This is a genomic window from Pseudomonas sp. W22_MBD1_FP4 (genome assembly GCF_052113765.1).
GTDB classification, from domain to species: Bacteria; Pseudomonadota; Gammaproteobacteria; order Pseudomonadales; family Pseudomonadaceae; genus Aquipseudomonas; species Aquipseudomonas sivasensis.
Genome location: NZ_JBGQOI010000015.1, coordinates 87,529 through 108,783, shown reverse-complemented (window position 1 = coordinate 108,783; position 21,255 = coordinate 87,529). Strand labels below are relative to the sequence as shown.

Annotated in this window: 17 protein-coding genes; 6 read left to right on the top strand and 11 right to left on the bottom strand. The window is 60.8% G+C overall.

Annotated features, from left to right (window positions below; translation table 11 throughout):
* Positions 1–29: 29 nt before the first annotated feature.
* From ACEN2T_RS19685 to bioB, 10 genes are all read right to left on the bottom strand, one after another.
* Positions 30–1,808 (bottom strand): acyl-CoA dehydrogenase C-terminal domain-containing protein, encoded by a 1,779-nt coding sequence (locus ACEN2T_RS19685; protein ID WP_032883911.1) that lies wholly within the window; start codon positions 1,806–1,808, stop codon positions 30–32.
* 122 nt (positions 1,809–1,930) lie between these two features.
* On the bottom strand, positions 1,931–3,700 hold the full coding sequence (locus ACEN2T_RS19680) for an acyl-CoA dehydrogenase C-terminal domain-containing protein (RefSeq protein ID WP_442117342.1): 1,770 nt from the start codon (positions 3,698–3,700) through the stop codon (positions 1,931–1,933).
* Between the two features lie 90 nt (positions 3,701–3,790).
* Entirely contained in the window at positions 3,791–5,080 is a 1,290-nt protein-coding gene (locus ACEN2T_RS19675) for a diguanylate cyclase (protein WP_442117341.1), read from the bottom strand.
* A 200-nt stretch (positions 5,081–5,280) separates the two neighbouring features.
* On the bottom strand, positions 5,281–7,086 hold the full coding sequence (locus tag ACEN2T_RS19670; protein ID WP_032883916.1) for a phenylacyl-CoA dehydrogenase: 1,806 nt from the start codon (positions 7,084–7,086) through the stop codon (positions 5,281–5,283).
* Between the two features lie 263 nt (positions 7,087–7,349).
* The gene (locus ACEN2T_RS19665; protein WP_032883917.1) at positions 7,350–7,631 is read right to left on the bottom strand and encodes a hypothetical protein; all 282 of its coding nucleotides are present in this window, start codon (positions 7,629–7,631) and stop codon (positions 7,350–7,352) included.
* 106 nt (positions 7,632–7,737) lie between these two features.
* Positions 7,738–8,418, bottom strand: a complete 681-nt coding sequence (bioD, locus tag ACEN2T_RS19660; protein WP_032883918.1) for a dethiobiotin synthase — start codon at positions 8,416–8,418, stop codon at positions 7,738–7,740.
* Positions 8,415–9,227, bottom strand: a complete 813-nt coding sequence (gene bioC / locus ACEN2T_RS19655; RefSeq protein WP_099601642.1) for a malonyl-ACP O-methyltransferase BioC — start codon at positions 9,225–9,227, stop codon at positions 8,415–8,417. Before bioC ends, bioD begins: the two co-directional genes overlap by 4 nt.
* Positions 9,220–9,951 (bottom strand): alpha/beta fold hydrolase, encoded by a 732-nt coding sequence (locus tag ACEN2T_RS19650; RefSeq protein WP_442117340.1) that lies wholly within the window; start codon positions 9,949–9,951, stop codon positions 9,220–9,222. Before ACEN2T_RS19650 ends, bioC begins: the two co-directional genes overlap by 8 nt.
* Positions 9,944–11,125, bottom strand: a complete 1,182-nt coding sequence (gene bioF, locus ACEN2T_RS19645; RefSeq protein ID WP_122763581.1) for an 8-amino-7-oxononanoate synthase — start codon at positions 11,123–11,125, stop codon at positions 9,944–9,946. Before bioF ends, ACEN2T_RS19650 begins: the two co-directional genes overlap by 8 nt.
* Positions 11,126–11,268: 143 nt before the next feature.
* Complete coding sequence (gene bioB / locus ACEN2T_RS19640) at positions 11,269–12,324, bottom strand: biotin synthase BioB (protein ID WP_032883922.1); 1,056 nt, start codon at positions 12,322–12,324, stop codon at positions 11,269–11,271.
* Between the two features lie 92 nt (positions 12,325–12,416).
* On the opposite strand from bioB, the gene ACEN2T_RS19635 reads away from it, so the two are divergent.
* The 5 genes from ACEN2T_RS19635 (at position 12,417) to rarD (ending at position 18,117) form a co-directional block, all read left to right on the top strand.
* Entirely contained in the window at positions 12,417–13,154 is a 738-nt protein-coding gene (locus tag ACEN2T_RS19635; RefSeq protein WP_095185061.1) for a ComF family protein, read from the top strand.
* A gap of 52 nt (positions 13,155–13,206) precedes the next feature.
* Positions 13,207–13,971, top strand: a complete 765-nt coding sequence (locus ACEN2T_RS19630) for a TOBE domain-containing protein (RefSeq protein WP_095185062.1) — start codon at positions 13,207–13,209, stop codon at positions 13,969–13,971.
* 79 nt (positions 13,972–14,050) lie between these two features.
* The gene (locus ACEN2T_RS19625; protein ID WP_442117339.1) at positions 14,051–15,949 is read left to right on the top strand and encodes a PhoX family protein; all 1,899 of its coding nucleotides are present in this window, start codon (positions 14,051–14,053) and stop codon (positions 15,947–15,949) included.
* Between the two features lie 179 nt (positions 15,950–16,128).
* Positions 16,129–17,103, top strand: a complete 975-nt coding sequence (locus ACEN2T_RS19620) for a serine/threonine protein kinase (protein WP_032883927.1) — start codon at positions 16,129–16,131, stop codon at positions 17,101–17,103.
* A gap of 129 nt (positions 17,104–17,232) precedes the next feature.
* Positions 17,233–18,117: an EamA family transporter RarD gene (rarD, locus tag ACEN2T_RS19615; RefSeq protein WP_032883928.1), complete on the top strand. Its 885-nt coding sequence runs from the start codon at positions 17,233–17,235 to the stop codon at positions 18,115–18,117.
* Positions 18,118–18,228: 111 nt separating this feature from the next.
* Here the strand turns inward: rarD and ACEN2T_RS19610 are convergent, their stop codons facing one another.
* The gene (locus ACEN2T_RS19610) at positions 18,229–18,741 is read right to left on the bottom strand and encodes a glycine cleavage system protein R (RefSeq protein WP_442117338.1); all 513 of its coding nucleotides are present in this window, start codon (positions 18,739–18,741) and stop codon (positions 18,229–18,231) included.
* Positions 18,742–19,007: 266 nt separating this feature from the next.
* Between ACEN2T_RS19610 and ACEN2T_RS19605 the strand changes: the two genes are divergently transcribed.
* On the top strand, positions 19,008–21,185 hold the full coding sequence (locus tag ACEN2T_RS19605; RefSeq protein ID WP_032883935.1) for a malate synthase G: 2,178 nt from the start codon (positions 19,008–19,010) through the stop codon (positions 21,183–21,185).
* Positions 21,186–21,255: the final 70 nt, after the last annotated feature.

Here is a 21,255-nt window from a genome sequence, read left to right as displayed (position 1 = left end):
AAGAGAATGCTTACACGCCCTCGCCCCCCTTAAAACAGTGCCTCATCCATCAAAAACAGTGATTCGCTACCGGCCTTTACCGACGCACTCAGCGAGTGAATACGCGGCAGCAGACGCGCAAAGTAGAAGCGCGCGGTCCCCAGCTTGCTGGCGTAGAAGTCTTCTTCAGCCTCTTTGCCCAACGCGGCCTTGGCCATACGCGCCCACATGTAGGCGTAGGCCATGTATCCAAACGCATGCAAATACTCCACTGAGGCCGCACCGATTTCGTTCGGGTTGGTCTTGGCGCGATCCAGCACCCAGGCCGTCAACTCATCGAGGTTGTCCACCGCCGCACTCAGCGGTTTGGTGAACTCAGCCAGGTCGGCGTTCGAGTGAGCAATGAACTGGCGGATCTCGTCGGCAAACAAGGTGTAGAACGCCCCGCCGCTGCCCACGATCTTGCGCCCCATCAAGTCCAGGGCCTGAATGCCGTTGGTGCCTTCGTAGATCTGGGTGATGCGCACATCACGCACTAGTTGCTCTTGGCCCCACTCGCGGATGTACCCGTGGCCACCAAACACCTGCTGGCCGAGCACCGTGGTTTCCAGGCCCAGGTCGCTGAGGAACGCTTTGGCCACCGGCGTCAGCAATGCCACCAGGTTATCCGCACGCTCACGGGCTGCGGCGTCTTCGCTGAACTTTGCGATATCCAGCTGCGTTGCCACGTAGGTGGAGAACGCGCGGCCGCCTTCGTTCGCAGCTTTCATGGTCAGCAGCATGCGGCGCACGTCCGGATGGACGATGATCGGGTCAGCGGCTTTGTCTTTCGCTTGAGCGCCTGTCGGTGAGCGGCTTTGCAGACGATCACGCGCATACTCAATCGCGTTCTGATAGGAACGCTCGCCGGACGCCAGGCCCTGGATACCCACACCCAGACGCTCGTAGTTCATCATGGTGAACATCGCCGCCAGCCCACGGTTAGGCTCGCCCACCAGGTAACCCACGGCTTCGTCGAAGTTCATCACGCAAGTAGCGGACGCCTGGATACCCATCTTGTGTTCAATGGAACCACAGCTCACCAGGTTGCGCGCGCCGAGGCTGCCGTCGGCATTGACCATGAACTTTGGCACCAGGAACAGCGAGATCCCCTTAGGCCCGGCCGGCGCATCCGGCAGCTTGGCCAAGACCAGATGGATAATGTTTTCGGTGAGGTCGTGCTCGCCACCGGTGATAAAGATCTTGGTCCCGCTGATTTTGTACGAGCCGTCCGTCTGAGGCTCGGCCTTGGTCCGGATAATCCCCAAGTCTGTGCCGGCATGGGCCTCGGTCAGGCACATGGAACCGGCCCATTCACCGGAATACATCTTCGGCAGGTAGGCAGCCTTGAGCTCTTCGCTGGCGTGGGTGTTGATCGATACGCACGCACCAGACGTCAACATCGGATACAGGCCAAACGCCAGGCTCGACGAGTTGATCATCTCTTCAACCTGGGCCGACACCGCCTTGGGCATGCCCATACCGCCAAACACCGGATCGCCGCCGACACCGACCCAGCCGCCTTCAGCGTAGGTTTTGTAGGCCTGTGGATAACCGTCCGGGGTAAACACCGCGGTGTTATCCCAGCGGCAGCCTTGCTCATCGCCACCGCGACTCAGCGGGGCGATGGATTTGGCGGTGACTTTGCCGGCTTCCTCGAGGATCGCCTCGACAGTTTCGGCGTCAACGCTGTCTGCCAATGCCGGCAATTGGGCCCATGTGTTGGCGACCTCAAAAACTTCGTTGAGGACGAAGCGCATATCACGCAGCGGCGCTTTGTAATCAGCCATGGCAAACCTCGTGAGAACGGGAAAAGTGATTCGATAGGATCGGTTTTACAGGCTCCGAGTGTACCCGAACAACTTTTCAGACACATAGGGTCCACTTGTGACTGACTGGTATTTTTAAGTCACTACAGTGCAAATGCCTCCGCTGGCAGACTCATCAGGCATTCGCTGCCCGCTTGCACGGCGGCGCGGTGGGTTGTGGTACGCGGCAGCAGACGCTTGAAGTAGAACTCGCACGTGGCCAGCTTGGCCTTGGCAAACTCGACATCGTCATGGGCCTGCGCCGCAATCGCCATGCGCAGCCACAGGTAGGCAAGGACGATGTAACCGCTGTACATCAAGTAATCCACGGCAGCGGCGCCCACTTCGTCGGGATTTTTCATCGCGGCCATGCCGACCTGGGTGGTCAACTCGCCCCACTCCTGGTTCAACTGATTGAGCTGCGCCACATAGGCCTTGAACTGCGGATGTTCGGCATTCGCGACGCAGAACTTATGCACAATCTTGGTAAACCCGCGCAGCAACTTGCCCTGGCTGCCCAGCACCTTGCGCCCCAGCAGGTCGAGTGCCTGAATGCCGTTGGTGCCTTCATAGATCGGCGCAATTCGCGCATCACGAGCCAACTGCTCCATGCCCCATTCGCGGATATAGCCATGGCCGCCAAATACCTGCATGCCGTGGTTGGTCACTTCCAGCCCGGTGTCGGTCATAAAGGCTTTGCAGATCGGCGTGAGGAACGCCAGCAGGTCTTCGGCTTCCTGGCGTTGAGCTGCGTCGCTGCTCAGGTGTGCAGTGTCGAGTAATTGCGCGGTGAAGTAGGTCAGCGCGCGATTGCCTTCGTTGAAGGCTTTCATGGTCAGCAGCATACGACGCACATCGGGGTGCACGATGATCGGGTCGGCGGCTTTGTTCGGCGCCTTGGCGCCAGTCAGGGAGCGCATTTGCAGGCGGTCGTTGGCGTATTTGATCGCGCCCTGGAAGCTCGCCTCGCCGTTGCACAGGCCCTGCATGCCGGTACCCAGCCGCGCGTGGTTCATCATGGTGAACATGCAGTTGAGGCCTTTATTGGCCTCTCCAATCAAAAAGCCCTTGGCGCCGTCGAAGTTCAGCACGCAGGTGGCCGAGGCCTTGATGCCCATCTTGTGCTCGATGGAGCCGCAGTGCACCGCGTTGCGTTCGCCGGAGTCAGCGTGGAACTTGGGCACGATAAACAGCGAGATACCTTTGGTGCCCGCGGGTGCATCCGGCAGTTTGGCCAACACCAGGTGGATGATGTTGGCGCTCATGTCGTGCTCACCGGCCGAGATGAAGATCTTGCTGCCGGTGATCGCATAGCTGCCATCGGCCTGGGGCACGGCGCGGGTCTTGATCAGGCCCAGGTCGGTGCCGCAATGGGCTTCGGTGAGGCACATGGTGCCGGTCCATTCGCCTGCGGTGAGTTTGCCCAGGAACGTGGCCTTCTGCTCTTCCGTCCCGTGGGCGTGGATCGCCGACATCGCGCCGTGAGTCAGGCCCGGATACATGCCCCATGAGGTGTTGCTGGAGCCGATCATCTCGCTGAGCACCAGGCCCAACGATTGCGGCAAGCCCTGGCCGCCGTAAGCCGGATCCGCCGCCACACCGTGCCAACCGCCTTCGACGTATTGGGCGAAGGCTTCCTTGAAGCCCTTGGGCGTGGTCACGACGCCATTGTCGAAATGGCAGCCCTCTTCATCACCGCTGCGGTTGAGTGGCGAGAGCACGTTCTCGCAGAATTTGGCGCCCTCTTCGAGGATAGCGCTGACCATGTCCGGGCTGGCGTCGGTTGCGCCCAGCGCGGCGTAGTGACCGTGGAAATCAAATACGTTGTCGATCAGAAAGCGCATGTCGCGCAGGGGAGCTTTGTACTCAGGCATGGTCATGTCTCCGGCAGCAGATGGTCTCAACCTACTGCTGGCCAGCGTCGCAAACAATCACTGTAGAACCGCTGAATACACCGCCATTACTTAACCGGCAGCGCTGTCCATACGCACCGCGCCACGGCGCGTCTGCCCGGCGGCAATCACGCAGTTACGCCCGGCGCCCTTGGCCGCATACAGCGCCTGGTCGGCGGACTTGAGGACTTCTTCGGAGCTGCGCTGCTCGGCCTGGCGTTCGGCCACGCCGATACTGACCGTCACCGACACACTCGTCGCGCCGCTGCCCGCCCGGCGCTGACGGCCTTGTTGATCATCCTGGGGACGGTCCGCGTTGCGCAGCTTAATGTCATAGTTGGCGATAATTTCGCGGATTTCCTCTAGGTGCGGCATGCACTCATCCAGGGTTTTGCCGGCAAACACCACGGCGAACTCTTCACCGCCGTAGCGGTAGGCGCGTCCACCGCCACTGACCTTGGACAACTTGCTCGCCACCAAGCGCAGCACTTGGTCACCCACATCGTGACCATGGGTGTCATTGAAACGTTTGAAGTGGTCGACGTCGGTCATCGCCAACACATAGTTGCGCCCCAGCCGCTGCATGCGCTCGTTGAGGGCGCGGCGTCCCGGCAGGCCGGTCAGCTCATCGCGGAACGCCATTTGATAGGCCTCATGGGCCACGCCGGCCGCGATCATCAACATCACCTGGCTGCACATGATGTTCAGGGTGAACGGCAGGATGAAGGTTTTCGGCAGCATCCAGAACAGCCCCAGCAACCCCACCAATTGCGCCGCGTGCAGCGGGCGCGGCTGGTACCAGTATTGGGCGGCGAGGGTGAGAAAACCGATCAGGAACATCGGGTACGACAACTGGATCAGGCTCATCCAGGTCCCGTGCAGCGCCGGCCAGCGGATCTCCGCCAGCCAGTTCAGCACCGCTTGGGGATAACTTTGCTCCAGGGCCAGCGCCACGCTGCCTATCGCCAGTACCACAGCGCAACGGGCCACGAAGTCGCGGAACAGGTGGGTTTTCTCCTGCCACAGCGCGTAGATGCTGAACAGCAGCGGCAACAACAGGCAACACAGATGAAACACCACGGCAGCGTCTTCGCGCACGCGGCCGTTGTCGCGATAGAAATCGGTCTGGGTATCGAGCAGGAAGTAGGCGATGTACACCGTGATCATCAAAAACAGCTCACGCTGGCGCCGATACACAGCGCAGTACGAACCGCCGAGCAACAGCACCAAGGTTGGCAACACATTGAACAGTGACGTGAAGAAGACGTTGAGGTCCTTGACGTACGCAGCCGAGAGCCCGGCCAGCAAGAGCAGCAACGAAGGGAGGAAATGACTGAAACGAACAGCGGACACGCGTGACAAGGGTAGAACTCCGACCCGCAAAAATGATGGCTATGTGCCTTAGCGCGGACAGTTAAGCACACCCTGCCTGTCACGTATCACATTGCCATCACTGTAACGGCAGGCGGCGACAATCCCTGAGCGCTGCGCTGTGTTTTTTATCGCCCATAAAAAACCGCCGCTTCCAAGGGAAGCGGCGGTTCAGGCAAACCCGGTGAGGCTTAGTAAGCCAGGCCGAAGTCTTCCTCTTTCATGTCCATCAGGTTGTTGGCGCCCGACAGCATGGTGGCTTTGTGCGCCAAAGTACGCGGCAGAATGCGTTGGAAGTAGAAGCGCGCAGTCTGCAACTTGGCGGTATAGAACGCCTCTTCGGTCGTGCCGGCAGCCAGTTTTTCGGCCGCCAGGCGTGCCATGTCGGCCCAGAAGTAAGCCAGGCAGGCGTAACCGGAATACATCAGGTAATCCACCGAAGCGGCACCGACTTCCTCACGGTCTTTCATCGCGGCCATGCCGACCTTCATGGTCAACTCGCCCCACTCTTTGTTCAGTGCAGCCAGCGGTGTAACGAACTCCTGAACGGCCGCGTTACCTTCATTGGCCTGGCAGAACTTGTGCACGATCTTGGTGAAGCCCTTGAGCGCCTCGCCTTGAGTCATAAGCACTTTACGGCCGAGCAGGTCCAGCGCCTGGATACCGGTGGTGCCTTCGTACAGCATCGAAATGCGGCTGTCGCGCACGTTCTGCTCCATGCCCCACTCGGCGATGAAGCCGTGACCGCCGTAGATCTGCACGCCATGGTTGGCCGATTCAAAACCAACTTCGGTCATGAATGCCTTGGCGATTGGCGTCATGAAAGCCAGCAGGCCATCGGCCTGTTTCTTGGCTTCGTCATCGGTGCCGTACTTGACGATATCCACTTGCTTGGCCGTGAAGTACACCATTGCGCGATTGCCTTCGGCGAAGGCTTTCATGGTCAGCAACATGCGACGCACGTCTGGGTGCACGATGATCGGGTCAGCGGCCTTGTCCGGTGCTTTGGGGCCGGTGAGGGAGCGCATTTGCAGGCGATCGCGGGCGTATTTCAGGCCGCCCTGGAAGCCGATCTCGGCATGGGCCAGGCCTTGCAGCGCAGTGCCCAGGCGAGCGGTGTTCATAAAGGTGAACATGCAGTTCAGGCCTTTGTTCGCCGGGCCGATCAGGAAACCGGTGGCCGCGTCGAAGTTCATCACGCAGGTGGCGTTGCCGTGGATACCCATCTTGTGTTCCAGGGAACCACAGGTCACCGCGTTGCGCTCACCCACCGAACCGTCGGCGTTAGGCATGAACTTGGGCACGATAAACAGCGAGATGCCTTTAGTGCCGGCCGGTGCGTCCGGCAGGCGGGCCAATACGATGTGGACGATGTTGTCGGCCATGTCGTGTTCACCGGCCGAGATGAAGATCTTGGTACCGGAGACTTTGTAGGAGCCGTCGGCCTGAGGCTCGGCCTTGGTGCGCAGCATGCCCAGGTCGGTGCCGCAGTGTGGCTCGGTCAGGCACATGGTGCCGGTCCACTCGCCCGATACCAGCTTGGTCAGGTAGGCCTCTTGCTGCTCGGGGGTGCCGTGCTCGGAGATGGTGTTCATCGCACCATGGGACAGGCCTGGGTACATGCCCCACGACCAGTTGGCTTCGCCGACCATTTCGCTCACGGCCAGACCCAGGGATTCCGGCAGGCCTTGGCCGCCGTGCTCCACGTCGTGGGCCAGGCTAGGCCAGCCGCCTTCGACGAATTGTTTGTAGGCTTCTTTGAAACCCGTCGGCGTCTTAACGCCTGACTCACTCCAGGTGCACCCTTCGATGTCGCCCACGCGGTTCAACGGTGCCAGCACTTGTTCACAGAACTTGGCGCCTTCTTCAAGGATGGCGTCAACCATGTCCGGAGTAGCGTCCTGGCAAGCCGGCAGACTCTGATAGTGCGCTTCATAACCGAGCAGTTCGTCACGAACGAAGCGAATATCACGCAAGGGGGCCTTGTAGTCAGGCATAGCGATAAACCTCTGCTGATGTAGCTGGAATGAACAACCGCGTGGATGTGTTGTGGCGGTCAAACAGGTGTTTGAAACATACGTTTACGACCTGGGGATGTCAAGCGTCGGGCAGATGCCGTCTGTCATGACGCACGTCAACTCAGGCGCAACAAGGCCTGAGGCGAGATGCCACATCGGGGAGAGTGTAGAGAGGGATCAGAATAAAACAGGACAAATGTGGGAGGGGGACGAGCCCCTCTCACATTTCGAGCGCCAGCAGATCAGGCGTAGGTGTCGATCAAGGTGCCGAGCATTTCGTCGGAAGCCTTGGCGACTTTGACGCCTAGCTCCACCTGAAACTTGCCTTCTGCCAGTTCCACCATATTGCTGGCGGAATCGGTCGGCTGGCCACGGTTGATCGCCTGCAAGCGATCATTCTGGGCATCGGAAGGTTGGCTGGTGGCTGCGCTGGCGATCTTGCCAGCGGCCTGGTCGACACGGCTCTGCCCGGACTGAATGGTGTTCAGGCCCGAATAAAACGCGCTGCTTCCAGAGATTTCCATGGCTTGAGCCTGCCTTTAGAGAATCGTGAATGTTGATTGAAGCAGAGAACCTGGCAAAACGCCCGTCAAAAACACTAATGGCATAATGCCTTAGCGATAGCCAAAATCAGTCAAGCAAGTCCAACTGTAAGTATTGCGCCACGGCTTCGGCGCTGGCGTGCTTGAGTTTCGGCACTCGACCCAGGCACGGAGCAGGCAGCCGTTCGGCCAGGGTGGCGAGGTTTTCTTCCAGACGGGAGGTCTTGGGGTCGATGATGTTCGCCACCCAGCCCGCCAGCGACAGACCATCCCTTGCGATGGCTTCGGCGGTGAGCAAAGCATGGCTGATACAGCCCAGGCGCACGCCTACCACCAAGATCACCGGCAGTTTGAGCCCGATGGCCAGGTCCGACAGATTGGCCTGGTCAGCCAACGGCACGCGCCAGCCACCTGCGCCCTCGATCAAGGTGAAATCCGCTTGCCGCGCCAGAATCTGCTGCATGGGCTTGAGCAGCGATTGCACCGTCAGCGAAACCCCTGCCTCCCTTGCTGCCAAGTGCGGGGCGATGGCGGGCTCGAAAGCCACCGGATTGACCTCGGCATAACTCAACGGCAATGAACATTCGGCCAGCAGCGCCAATGCATCGGCATTGCGCAGGCCCTCGGGGGTTACTGCGCAACCGGAGGCGACAGGTTTACCAGCGGCGGTGCTTTTGCCGGCTTGGCCGGCTGCATGCAGGAGGCCGGCGGCGATGGTGGTCTTACCGACGTCGGTGTCGGTGCCCGTAATGAAATAAGCGGCGTTCATAGAGGTTTCTCCAGTACGGCGTACACCACTTGATAAGTCGCCGGCAGGCCTTGGGACTGGCGGAATCGCTCATAAGCCTCGACCAGTGCAACAATCCGCGCACGGCCCGTCAGCCCTCCGGGGCGTCCGGGGTTGAGATTGTGTGCACCAAGAGCCTTCAATTCATGGGTCAGACTGCGCACATCCGGGTAATGCAGCACATGGGGCTGGCGCTCCAGGCTGACCACACGCAGGCCGCTGGCCGCACACAGTTGCTGGTAAGCCTCAAAGGTGCGGAAGCGATTGACGTGCACCAGGCCATCGGCGGCGCGCCAGCTTTCGCGCAGCTCATCCAATGTACCCACACACAAACTGGCAAAGGCCAATACCCCGCCCGGTTGCAGCACGCGATGTGCCTCGCTGAGCACTGCATCGAAGTTGGCACACCATTGCACCGCAAGGCTGGAGAAGATCAGCCCGCAGCTTGCATCGTGCACGGGCAAACGCTCGGCATCTCCCGCGATGAAATGCGCCGCGCCGCCTAAAGGCCGCGCATGGTTGAGCATGCCCTCAGCGATATCCAGCGCCACGCCCTCGCTGGCCGGCAATAACTCACCCAGCACGCGACTGAAATACCCAGTGCCGCATCCCATATCCAGCCAACGTCGTGGCGCGCACGCTGACGGCAGGCGCGACAGCAGTTCATGCCCCACCGCTCGCTGCAGCTCGGCGACGCTGTCGTAACTGGCCGCCGCACGGGAAAACGACGCCGCTACTTGGCGCTTGTCCGGCAAGGCACCCGGCAGAGGGGGGTGGGATAAATCAGTCATCAACGCACTCATGCAAAAAAGCCTGGATGGCCCCCGCTACTCCGTGGGGATCCTCCAGAAGAAAAGCGTGACCGGCCTGTTCAATCAGACCGATTTCAACATCGGGGAGCAGCGTCAGCAGGTCGCTGGCGGCTTCGGCAGGCACCAACCCGTCCATACCGGCAAACAGATGCAACTGCGGGCCGCGATAGGCCAGCAAGGCTTCGCGGGTGTCCAATTTCGCAAGCAGTTCAAGACCGGTCATCAACGCGCCGGACGGCGTCTGCGGCGCGCCGCTGACCAACAAACGCGCCAGCCCGCGAGGGTCTTCAGCACCTTTGGCGCACAACAGTCCGAAGCGCTTGAGGGTGACCTGGGAATCGGCGTGGCAGCCGGCGAGGAAGGAATCGAACGTCTGCGCAGGCATCGCACTCGGCCAACCCTGGTGGGCGACAAAACATGGATTGCTCGCCAGGGTCAGCAACCCGCAGCAGCGTTCGCCACGTCGCGCCGCCAATTCCGAAGCCAGCATGCCGCCCAGGGACCAGCCGCCGAGCCAGGCGTTATCCGGCAATGTGGCGTCGAGTTCATCCAGCCATTCGCCGAGATCGCTGGAGTCCAGCACCGGCAACGGCTCGATCTGTACGTGCAGGTGTTCGTCCAGCCCTTGCAATGCGGCGGCCAAAGGTTCCAGCGGCGATACGCCGAGGCCCCAGCCGGGCAGCAATATCAGTCGATCACGCATGGTCGGGCTCCAGGGCGCCTAGCAAGCGGAAACACTCTTCCAATGCGTTTAACAATAGCTGCACCTGCGCCTCGCTGTGGGCCGCCGTCAATGTCACGCGCAAACGGGCGCTGCCGACGGGCACCGTCGGTGGTCGGATCGCAGTGACCATCAAGCCGCGCTCGCGCAGCATCTGGGACAAACGCACGGCTCTGGCGCTGTCGCCAATCAGGATCGGTTGGATCGGCGTAAAGCTGTCCATCAAGTCCAGGCCGAGCTGCTCGGCGCCCTGCCGGAACTGGCGGATCAGGCCATTAAGGTGTTCACGCCGCCAATGTTCGGTGCGCAGCAGCTCCAGGCTTTTCAACGTGGCGCAGGCCAACGCGGGTGGTTGGCTGGTGGTGTAGATATACGGCCGGGCGAACTGGATCAGGCTTTCGATCAATTCTTCACTGCCCGCCACAAACGCGCCGGCGGTGCCGAAGGCTTTGCCCAGGGTGCCGACCAGTACCGGCACGTCTTCCTGACTCAAGCCGAAATGCTCGACGATCCCTGCGCCGTTGGCCCCCAACGGGCCGAAACCATGGGCGTCGTCCACCATCAGCCAGGCGCCTTTGGCCTTGGCTTCACGGGCCAGCGCGGGCAAGTCGGCCAAATCGCCGTCCATGCTGAACACGCCATCGGTGACCACCAACGTATTACCGGTGGCTTTCTCCAGGCGCTTGGCCAAGCTGGCGGCGTCGTTATGCAGGTAGCGATTGAACCGCGCACCGGACAGCAAGCCCGCATCCAGCAAGGACGCGTGATTGAGACGGTCTTGCAGCACCGTATCGCCCTGCCCCACCAGCGCCGTGACTGCGCCCATATTGGCCATGTAGCCCGTGGTAAACAGCAGCGCACGGGGGCGACCGGTCAGGTCAGCCAGGGCCTCTTCCAGTTCATGGTGCGGCGTGGCGTGCCCGACCACCAAATGCGATGCGCCACCGCCCACGCCCCAACGGGACGCACCGGCACGCCAGGCTTCGATCACTTGAGGATGATTGGCCAGGCCCAGGTAGTCGTTATTGCAGAAGGCGAGCAACGGTTGGCCGTCGACCACCACGTCAGGACCTTGGGGGCTCTGCAGCAGTGGCCGCTGACGGTAAAGGTGTTCGGCACGGCGGGCAGCGAGGCGCGCGGATAGATCAAAAGACATGCAGGCCTCGGACTAGCAGGATTAACTCGATCAAATTGTGGGAGGTGGCTTGCCCCCGATAGCAGTGGGCCAGTCACTCTATTTATCGACTGACACTCCCTCATCGGGGGCAAGCCCCCTCCCACATGGGCCTTTCATTTCAATCAGACGACAGCGTTGTAGAACTGCTCGCTGCTCTTCTGCTCGACCAACGCCTGCTCAATCGCCGCTTGATGCACTTCATCGGCGTGCTCTTCACGGGCTTCCGGCAGGATGCCCAGGCGCGAGAACAGTTGCATGTCCTTGTCGGCCTGCGGGTTGGCGGTGGTCAGCAGTTTGTCGCCGTAGAAAATCGAGTTGGCGCCGGCGAAAAACGCCAGGGCCTGCATCTGCTCGTTCATGGCTTCACGGCCGGCGGACAGCCGCACATGGGACTGAGGCATCAGGATGCGCGCCACGGCGAGCATCCGGATGAAGTCGAACGGGTCGATGTCTTCGGCGTTTTCCAGCGGCGTACCGGCCACTTTCACCAGCATGTTGATCGGCACCGACTCCGGATGCTCCGGGAGGTTGGCCAACTGGATCAGCAGGTTGGCACGGTCGTCGAGGGACTCGCCCATGCCGAGGATGCCGCCGGAACAGATCTTCATCCCCGAATCACGTACATAGGCCAGGGTTTGCAGGCGCTCGCTGTAGGTGCGGGTGGTGATGATGCTGCCGTAGAACTCCGGCGAGGTGTCCAGGTTGTGGTTGTAGTAGTCGAGGCCGGCCTGGGCCAGGGCTTCGGTCTGGTCCTGGTCAAGACGGCCGAGGGTCATGCAGGTTTCCAGGCCCATGGCCTTCACGCCTTTGACCATCTGCAGCACGTACGGCATGTCTTTGGCCGACGGGTGTTTCCAGGCGGCGCCCATGCAGAAGCGCGTCGAACCGATGGCCTTGGCGCGGGCAGCCTCTTCGAGGACCTTCTGCACTTCCATCAGTTTTTCTTTTTCCAGGCCAGTGTTGTAGTGGCCCGACTGCGGACAATATTTGCAATCTTCCGGACAGGCGCCGGTTTTGATCGACAGCAGCGTCGACACCTGCACACGGTTCGCGTCGAAATGCGCACGGTGTACTGTCTGCGCCTGGAACAACAGGTCATTGAACGGCTGCACAAACAGTGCTTTGACTTCAGCCAGGGACCAATCGTGACGCAAGGTGGCGGTGATGCTGGCGCTCATGGGCGATTCCTTGATTATGCTTTGGCAAACGCTGCGGGAAGGGCAATACCCACAGGCGCGACACGGATGCTCGGCATATTTAAGGAAGATTCATGCACTGTCAACCAAGATACAAACACGAAGTTTACATCTGGTTAAAAAACATACGCACCTGTTTAATCTGCGATGAGGCCACAGAAACAGACGATTGTGTGTGCAACGTCTGCGAAACCGAGCTGCCCTGGCTGATGGAGCACTGCCAGACCTGCGCGTTACCCTTGGCGATGGACGGTTTGATCTGCGGCCAATGCGTGAAACACCCCCCCGCCTTTAAACAAGTAATCGCCCCCTGGACCTACAGCTTTCCCGTGGACACCTTGATCAGTCGCTTCAAGCACCAGGCGCGCTGGCCCCTCGGGCATCTACTGGGGCACTTGCTGGGGCAACACCTGCGGGATCGCTTCGACAACAACGAACTCACTCGCCCAGACGTTCTGCTGCCGGTACCCATGGCCCGCCAGCGCCTGCGCGAGCGTGGTTATAACCAGGCACTGATGCTGGCGCGCTGGCTCAGTGCCGACCTGAATATCCCCTACGATGAACACTTGTTATTACGCCCCCATGAAACCATGGCGCAACAGACCCTCGACGCCAAGGCGCGCAAACGCAACCTGCTCAACGCCTTCGCCCTGACCCCTGATGCCCTTGTACAAGGCCGCCACCTGGCGCTGGTGGACGACGTGCTCACCACCGGCGCCACCGCCCACAGCCTGGCGCGGCTGTTGATCAACGCCGGCGCGCGACAGGTGGACGTGTACTGCCTGGCCCGCACACCCAAGCCCGGCACTTGACTCTCATGCCTTACAGCCGCAACGTCCGCTCATCCCAACACAGCATATGCCCATGTCTCTTCCGACTTTACTGAGCCAACACATCGTCCGCCGCCCCCAACGCATCGCCCTGCTTGGGCATATCGCCGAACAGGGCTCCATCACCCGCGCCGCCAAGAGTGCTGGCTTGAGTTACAAGGCCGCTTGGGATGCCATTGATGAACTGAACAACCTCGCGCAAAAACCGCTGGTAGAACGCAGCGTCGGCGGCAAAGGCGGCGGCGGCGCCAGGCTCACGGCTGAAGGGGAACGGGTATTGCGCCTCTATCAACGCCTGCAAGCCTTGCAGGCTGAGGTGCTGGGCTCGGACGAAGCCGCCAGTGACTTCAATCTGCTGGGCCGTCTGATGCTACGAACCAGCGCGCGCAATCAGTTGCATGGCCTGGTCATCAGAATTGAAAGCCATGGCCGCAACGACCTGATTCATTTGCAACTCGCGGGTGGATTGACCCTCGCGGCGCAAATCACCCACGACAGCACACAACGGCTGGAGCTGGAGATCGGCGTGGAAGTCGTCGCGCTGATCAAGGCTGGCTGGCTGGAATTGCTGGCACCGGATGGCGCCGTAACACTCGGACACAATTGTATGAGCGGGACGCTAGACGCCATTCTCCACGCCGAGGACGGTCCCAGCGAAGTGCGTATCGCCCTGCCCAATGGCCAGGTTTTATGCGCCCTGGCGCAGCCCGACGTACTCATCGCCCTGGACGCCGCCGAAGGCCAGGCGATCCAAGTGCAATTTGCCCCCAGTCATGTGCTGCTCGGCACACCGGTCTGAGCCGCAGAGTTCTTCAAACTGCAACAACTTCGTCACACCCGCTCCTTATGGTGTCTGCAAAAACCGCAGGGAGCCTGAGATGAGCCTATTAGAAGAAAACCAAGCCACCGACCTTGAACAGATGGTTGGCCTCACCCGCCGCCGCTTCATCGGCGCCGGCGCCCTGTGCGGTGCCGCGATGTTCCTGGGCGGCAACCTGCTGAGCCGCAGCGCACTGGCCGTGAACGCCGCGTCCGCCAGCCCGCTGCTGGGGTTTGCCAGCATCGCTGCCGCCACCAGCGACACCATCACTTTGCCGCCGGGCTACAGCGCCTCGGTGCTGATCAGTTGGGGCCAACCGCTGCACAAGAGCGCGCCGGCTTTCGACCCTTCCGGCAACGGCACGGCCAAGGCCCAGGAACAACAATTCGGCGACAACAACGATGGCATGAGCCTGTTCGCCTTCCCCGGCGACGACAACCGCGCGCTGATGGCGATCAACAACGAATACACCAATTACCGCTATCTCTACGCCCACGGCGGCGCGCCGCAATCGGCGGAAGATGTGCACAAGGCCCAGGCCAGCGAAGGCGTGTCGGTAATTGAAGTGCGGCGCAAGGGTGACACCTGGCAGTTCGTCCAGGACTCGCGTTACAACCGCCGTATCCACGGCAACTCGCCAATCCGCCTGAGCGGCCCTGCTGCTGGCCACGACTGGCTGAAAACCAGCGCCGACAAATCCGGCAAGAAAGCCCTCGGTACCTTCCAGAACTGCGCTAACGGCAAGACACCGTGGGGCACTTATCTGACGTGTGAAGAGAACTTCACCGACTGCTTCGGCAGCAGCAACCCACAACAAACCTTCGACGCCGCACAGAAACGCTACGGCGTGGTGGCCGCCAGTAAAGACATCAACTGGCACCAGCACGACCCCCGCTTCGACTTGGCCAAGAACCCCAACGAGCTCAATCGTCATGGTTGGGTGGTGGAAATCGACCCATTCGATCCGCAATCCACCCCGGCCAAACGCACGGCGCTGGGCCGCTTCAAACACGAAAACGCCGCCCTCGCTGAAACCCGCGACGGCCGCGCGGTGGTGTACATGGGCGACGACGAGCGCGGTGAGTTCATCTACAAGTTCGTCAGCCGCGACAAGATCAACCACAAGAACCCCAAGGCCAACAAAGACTTGCTCGACCACGGCACCTTGTACGTGGCGATCTTCGACGCGGGCAACGGCGATGCCGATCATCCCAAGGGCAAAGGCCAGTGGGTCGAGTTGACCCATGGAAAAAACGGTATCGACGCCAGCAGCGGTTTCGCCAACCAGGCAGAAGTGCTGATCCACGCGCGCCTGGCCGCCAGTGTGGTCAAAGCCACGCGCATGGACCGCCCGGAATGGATCGTGGTCAGCCCCACCGATGGCCAGGTTTACTGCACCCTGACCAACAACGCCAAGCGCGGCGAAGACGGCCAACCGGTAGGCGGCCCCAACCCACGGGAAAAGAACGTCTACGGCCAGATCCTGCGCTGGAAAGCCAATGCCGATGACCACGGTGCGGCCGATTTCAGCTGGGATTTGTTTGTGGTCGCCGGCAACCCCGGCGTACACGCGGGCAAGCCCAAGGGCGGATCGTCCAACATCAACCCGCAGAACATGTTCAACAGCCCCGACGGTCTGGGCTTCGACAAGGCCGGACGCCTGTGGATCCTCACCGATGGCGATTACAGCAACGCGGGCGACTTTGCCGGGATGGGCAACAACCAGATGCTCTGCGCCGACCCAGTCACCGGAGAAATCCGCCGCTTCATGGTCGGGCCGGTGGCGTGTGAGGTGACGGGTATCAGCTTCTCACCAGATCAGAAAACGTTGTTTGTGGGGATTCAGCATCCGGGGGAAACCGGCGGCTCGACTTGGCCGGAGCATCTGCCGAATGGCAAGCCGCGTTCGTCGGTGATAGCGATTCGGCGAGATGATGGCGGGATTGTCGGCGCCTGATAGGCCGCTATCGAGGGCAAGCGTCCTCCCACATCAGACCGCATTCCTACAGGATAAACGCGGTCACCTGTGGGAGGGCACTTGCCCCCGATGACAATGGCACAGGCGCCCCCTATCTCAGGCTTGGTGCGTTACCATACCCGGCCGGAAGCGGCGCCCTGCTGCCCGCAGGAGTTCCCATGGCCCATCCGTTTGAAACCCTCACCCCTGACCTCGTGCTCGACGCCGTCGAAAGCATCGGTTTCCTCAGCGATGCTCGTGTTCTGGCGCTCAACAGCTACGAAAACCGCGTGTATCAGGTGGGTATCGAAGACGGTGAACCGCTGATCGCCAAGTTCTATCGCCCTCAACGCTGGACCAACGACGCGATCCTTGAAGAACACCGCTTCACCTTCGAGCTGGCCGACTGCGAAGTGCCAGTAGTCGCGCCATTGATCCACAACGGCGAGAGCCTGTTCGAACACGCCGGCTTCCGCTTCACCTTGTTCCCTCGCCGTGGCGGCCGTGCGCCAGAGCCCGGCAACCTTGATCAACTGTATCGACTCGGGCAACTGCTCGGCCGTTTGCACGCGGTGGGTTCGACCCGCCCGTTCGAACACCGTGAAGCCCTGGGCGTGAAGAACTTCGGTCACGATTCACTCAACACGCTGCTCGAAGGCAATTTCATTCCCAAAAGCCTGCTGCCGGCCTACGAGTCCGTTGCCCGCGACCTGCTCAAGCGTGTGGAAGAGGTCTACAAGGCCACACCGCACAAGAACATCCGCATGCACGGCGATTGCCACCCCGGCAACATGATGTGCCGCGACGAGATGTTCCATATCGTCGACCTGGATGACTGCCGTATGGGACCGGCGGTGCAGGACCTGTGGATGATGCTCGCTGGCGACCGTCAGGAATGCCTGGGCCAACTGTCCGAGTTGATGGACGGCTATCAGGAATTCCACGATTTCGACCCGCGGGAATTGGCGCTCATCGAACCGCTGCGCGCCCTGCGCCTGATGCACTACAGCGCTTGGCTGGCGCGGCGTTGGGACGATCCCGCCTTCCCCCACAGCTTCCCGTGGTTCGGCAGCGAGCGGTATTGGGGTGATCAGGTGCTGGCACTGCGCGAGCAGCTTTCGGCGCTCAATGAAGAGCCGCTCAAACTCTTCTGATTGCTTGTGAACGTGGGAGGGGGCTTGCACCCTCCTACACAAAGCAGACCGCATTACCAAGCCAGTCCCATTGCCTGTCAAATATCCTTACAATCGCGCTTTGTTAGCTGCCTAAGCAAGGATTCTGCAATGCACGCCGCCAACCCCCGCAAGGGGTACATCCTGGGCCTGAGCGCCTATGTCATCTGGGGCTTGTTCCCGCTCTACTTCAAAGCCATCGCCAGCGTACCCGCCGCCGAGATCATCGTTCACCGTGTGCTGTGGTCGGCGTTGTTCGGCGGCTTGCTGTTGATGGTGTGGAAGCATCCCGGTTGGTTCCGCGAGCTGCGCGACAACCCCCAGCGCCTGGCGATCCTTGCCCTCAGCGGTTCGTTGATTGCCGGTAACTGGCTGACGTATGTGTGGTCGGTGAACAGTGGCCGCATGCTGGAAGCCAGCCTGGGTTACTACATCAACCCGTTGGTGAATGTACTGCTGGGCATGTTGCTTCTCGGCGAACGCTTGCGTCGCCTGCAATGGGCTGCCGTGGGCCTGGCCGCAGTGGGCGTGGCGCAACAGGTGTGGCAAGTGGGCAGTTTGCCGTGGGTGTCGTTGGTGCTGGCGCTGACCTTTGGCTTCTACGGCCTGATCCGCAAACAGGCACCGGTCAAGGCGCTACCAGGGCTGGTGGTGGAAACCTGGATGCTGGTGCCAATTGCCGTCGCGTGGCTGCTGTTCAACCCCTCCGCCCACAGTGCGCAACTGGCGTTCTGGAGTACGTCCGAAGCCTGGTGGCTGGTGGCCGCGGGTCCGGTAACGCTCATCCCGCTGGTGTGCTTCAACGCCGCCGCACGGCATTTGCCGTACACCGCGCTGGGTTTCTTGCAGTACGTCGCGCCGACCCTGGTGTTGCTCGAAGCCGTACTGCTGTTCGGCGAACACCTGGCGCCAAGCACGCTGATTGCCTTCGCCTTTATCTGGGCTGGGTTGGTGGTCTACAGCGTGGACGCCTGGCTGACCGTGCGCAAACGCTGATCAAATAACGTACAGCATCCTGCAAGCCACAGCCGGCATGGCTTGCAGGCATTCACCCCAAGGTTATCCACAGGCCCATGCAAGATTTCCATGCATAACCTTGTGGACAAATTACTCCTCGTTACGCAGCTCCACCATCAAGTCATCGGCCAAGGTTTCCAGGGATTGCTGCAAGCTCTCCAGGGACAACGATGGTGGCACCTGCAACAACGCTTCAGCTGTGAACAGCGTGTCGCCACTCATAGGGGCCGGGCGCACATCCGTGCTCAAGCGCTCCAGGTTCACGCCCTGCTGACTCAATAACGCCGTGATCTCACGCACGATGCCCGAACGGTCATTGCCCACCATCGTCATCACAATTGGTTTGGACGCCGAGGCCTGCCCAGTGCTGCCCTCACCCACCAACACGCGAATGCCGTGTGTGGATAAGTCCTCCAGCGCCCCCAATAACGCCTGACGGCTTTCCGTAGGTACGCTGACCCGCAAGATCCCGGCAAACTGCCCGGCCATATGGGCCATGCGGCTTTCCAGCCAGTTGCCACCGTGGGCGGCAATGTTCTGCGCGATGCGCTCGACCAGGCCGGGTTTGTCGGCGGCGATAATTGTGAGTACAAGATGGTCCATGGCGAAGCCCTCTGAATTCAATCTACAAGGTGGACCCGGGGGCCCACGAAAACAAATCGTGTACCATTTTTATATTTATCTGGAACAATCTAATAGTTTTTTGAGAACATCCTGTTCTCCGCTGTGACCGTACGACCAAAGTGGGTCGCTAAACGACGTATTTAGTCTAATTTTCACAACCGCAACTCATCATGTAGTATGCCCAACCGTGCACTACATAATGAAAATCTGAAAAAGCGCATAAGCTCCGCAGAGTGAGGCAAGCAATGACTGAACACGTTCAAGTCGGTGGCCTGCAGGTCGCCAAAGTCCTGTTCGACTTCGTGAACAACGAAGCCATTCCCGGTACCGGCATCACTGCCGACCAGTTCTGGGCCGGCGCCGATAAGGTCATCCATGACCTGGCACCGAAGAACAAAGCCCTACTCGCCAAACGCGACGATTTCCAGGCGCGCATCGATACCTGGCACCAGACCCATGCCGGCCAGGCTCACGACCCGGTGGCCTACAAAGCCTTCCTGCAAGACATCGGATACCTGCTGCCAGAAGCCGCAGATTTCCAGGCTTCGACCCAAAACGTCGATGACGAAATCGCCCGTATGGCCGGCCCACAGCTGGTGGTGCCGGTGATGAATGCCCGTTTCGCCCTCAACGCCTCTAATGCGCGTTGGGGTTCGCTGTACGACGCGCTGTATGGCACCGACGCCATCAGCGAAGCCGACGGCGCCGAGAAGGGCAAGGGCTACAACAAAGTGCGTGGCGACAAAGTGATTGCCTTCGCCCGTGCCTTCCTCGACGAAGCCGCGCCGCTCAGCGCCGGCAGCCACGTCGATTCCACCGGTTACAAGATCGTCGACGGCACGTTGATCGTCAGCCTCAAAGGCGGCAGCAACAGCGGCCTGCGTGACGATGCGCAACTGATCGGCTTCCAGGGCCCGGCGGCCGAGCCGATTGCGATCCTGCTCAAACACAACGGCCTGCACTTCGAAATCCAGATCGACGCCAGCACCCCGGTCGGCCAGACCGACGCTGCCGGCGTGAAAGACGTACTGATGGAAGCTGCGCTTACCACCATCATGGACTGCGAAGACTCCGTCGCCGCCGTGGATGCCGACGACAAAGTGGTGATCTACCGCAACTGGCTCGGCCTGATGAAAGGCGACCTGGCCGAAGAAGTGGCCAAGGGCGGCAAGACCTTCACCCGTACCATGAACCCTGACCGTGTCTACACCGGCATCGACGGTCAGGACGTGACGTTGCATGGCCGTTCGCTGTTGTTCGTGCGCAACGTTGGTCACTTGATGACCATCGACGCGATCCTCGATAAGAACGGCGATGAAGTGCCGGAAGGCATCCTCGACGGCCTGGTCACCAGCCTGGCGGCGGTCCACAGCCTCAACGGCAACAACACCCGCAAGAACAGCCGCACCGGCTCGGTGTACATCGTGAAGCCGAAAATGCACGGTCCGGAAGAAGCCGCGTTTACCAACGAGCTATTCGGTCGCATCGAAGACGTGCTGAACCTGCCGCGCAACACCCTCAAGGTCGGGATCATGGACGAGGAGCGCCGCACCACGGTCAACCTCAAGGCCTGCATCAAGGCGGCCAGCGAGCGCGTGGTGTTTATTAACACCGGCTTCCTGGACCGCACCGGCGACGAAATCCACACCTCCATGGAAGCGGGCGCGATGGTGCGCAAGGCCGCCATGAAGGCCGAAAAATGGATCGGCGCCTACGAGAACTGGAACGTCGATATCGGCTTGAGCACGGGCCTGCAAGGCCGCGCACAGATCGGTAAAGGCATGTGGGCGATGCCCGACCTGATGGCCGCGATGCTCGAACAGAAAATCGCTCACCCATTGGCCGGTGCCAACACCGCCTGGGTACCGTCGCCTACGGCGGCTGCGCTGCACGCCCTGCACTATCACAAGGTTGACGTATTCGCCCGCCAGGCCGAACTGGCCACGCGCGAGCGCGCCTCGGTGGACGACATCCTGACCATCCCCCTGGCCAGCAACACCGATTGGTCCGAGGAAGAAATCCGCAACGAGCTGGACAACAACGCCCAGGGCATCCTCGGCTACGTGGTCCGCTGGATCGACCAAGGCGTCGGCTGCTCCAAAGTGCCGGACATCAACGATGTGGGCCTGATGGAAGACCGCGCCACCCTGCGTATTTCCAGCCAGCACATCGCCAACTGGTTGCGCCACGGCATCGTCAACGAAGCCCAGGTGATGGAAAGCCTCAAGCGCATGGCGCCAGTGGTGGACCGTCAGAACGCAGGGGACGCGCTGTATCGCCCACTGGCCCCGGACTTCGACAGCAACATCGCGTTCCAGGCAGCGGTGGAGTTGGTGATTGAAGGGACCAAGCAACCCAACGGTTACACCGAGCCGGTGTTGCACCGTCGGCGTCGGGAGTTCAAGGCTAAAAACGGCCTGTAAATGAAAAAGCCCTGATCGAGAGATCAGGGCTTTTTCTTTGGGGCTGTGTTGTGGATGTACGCGGTCAACT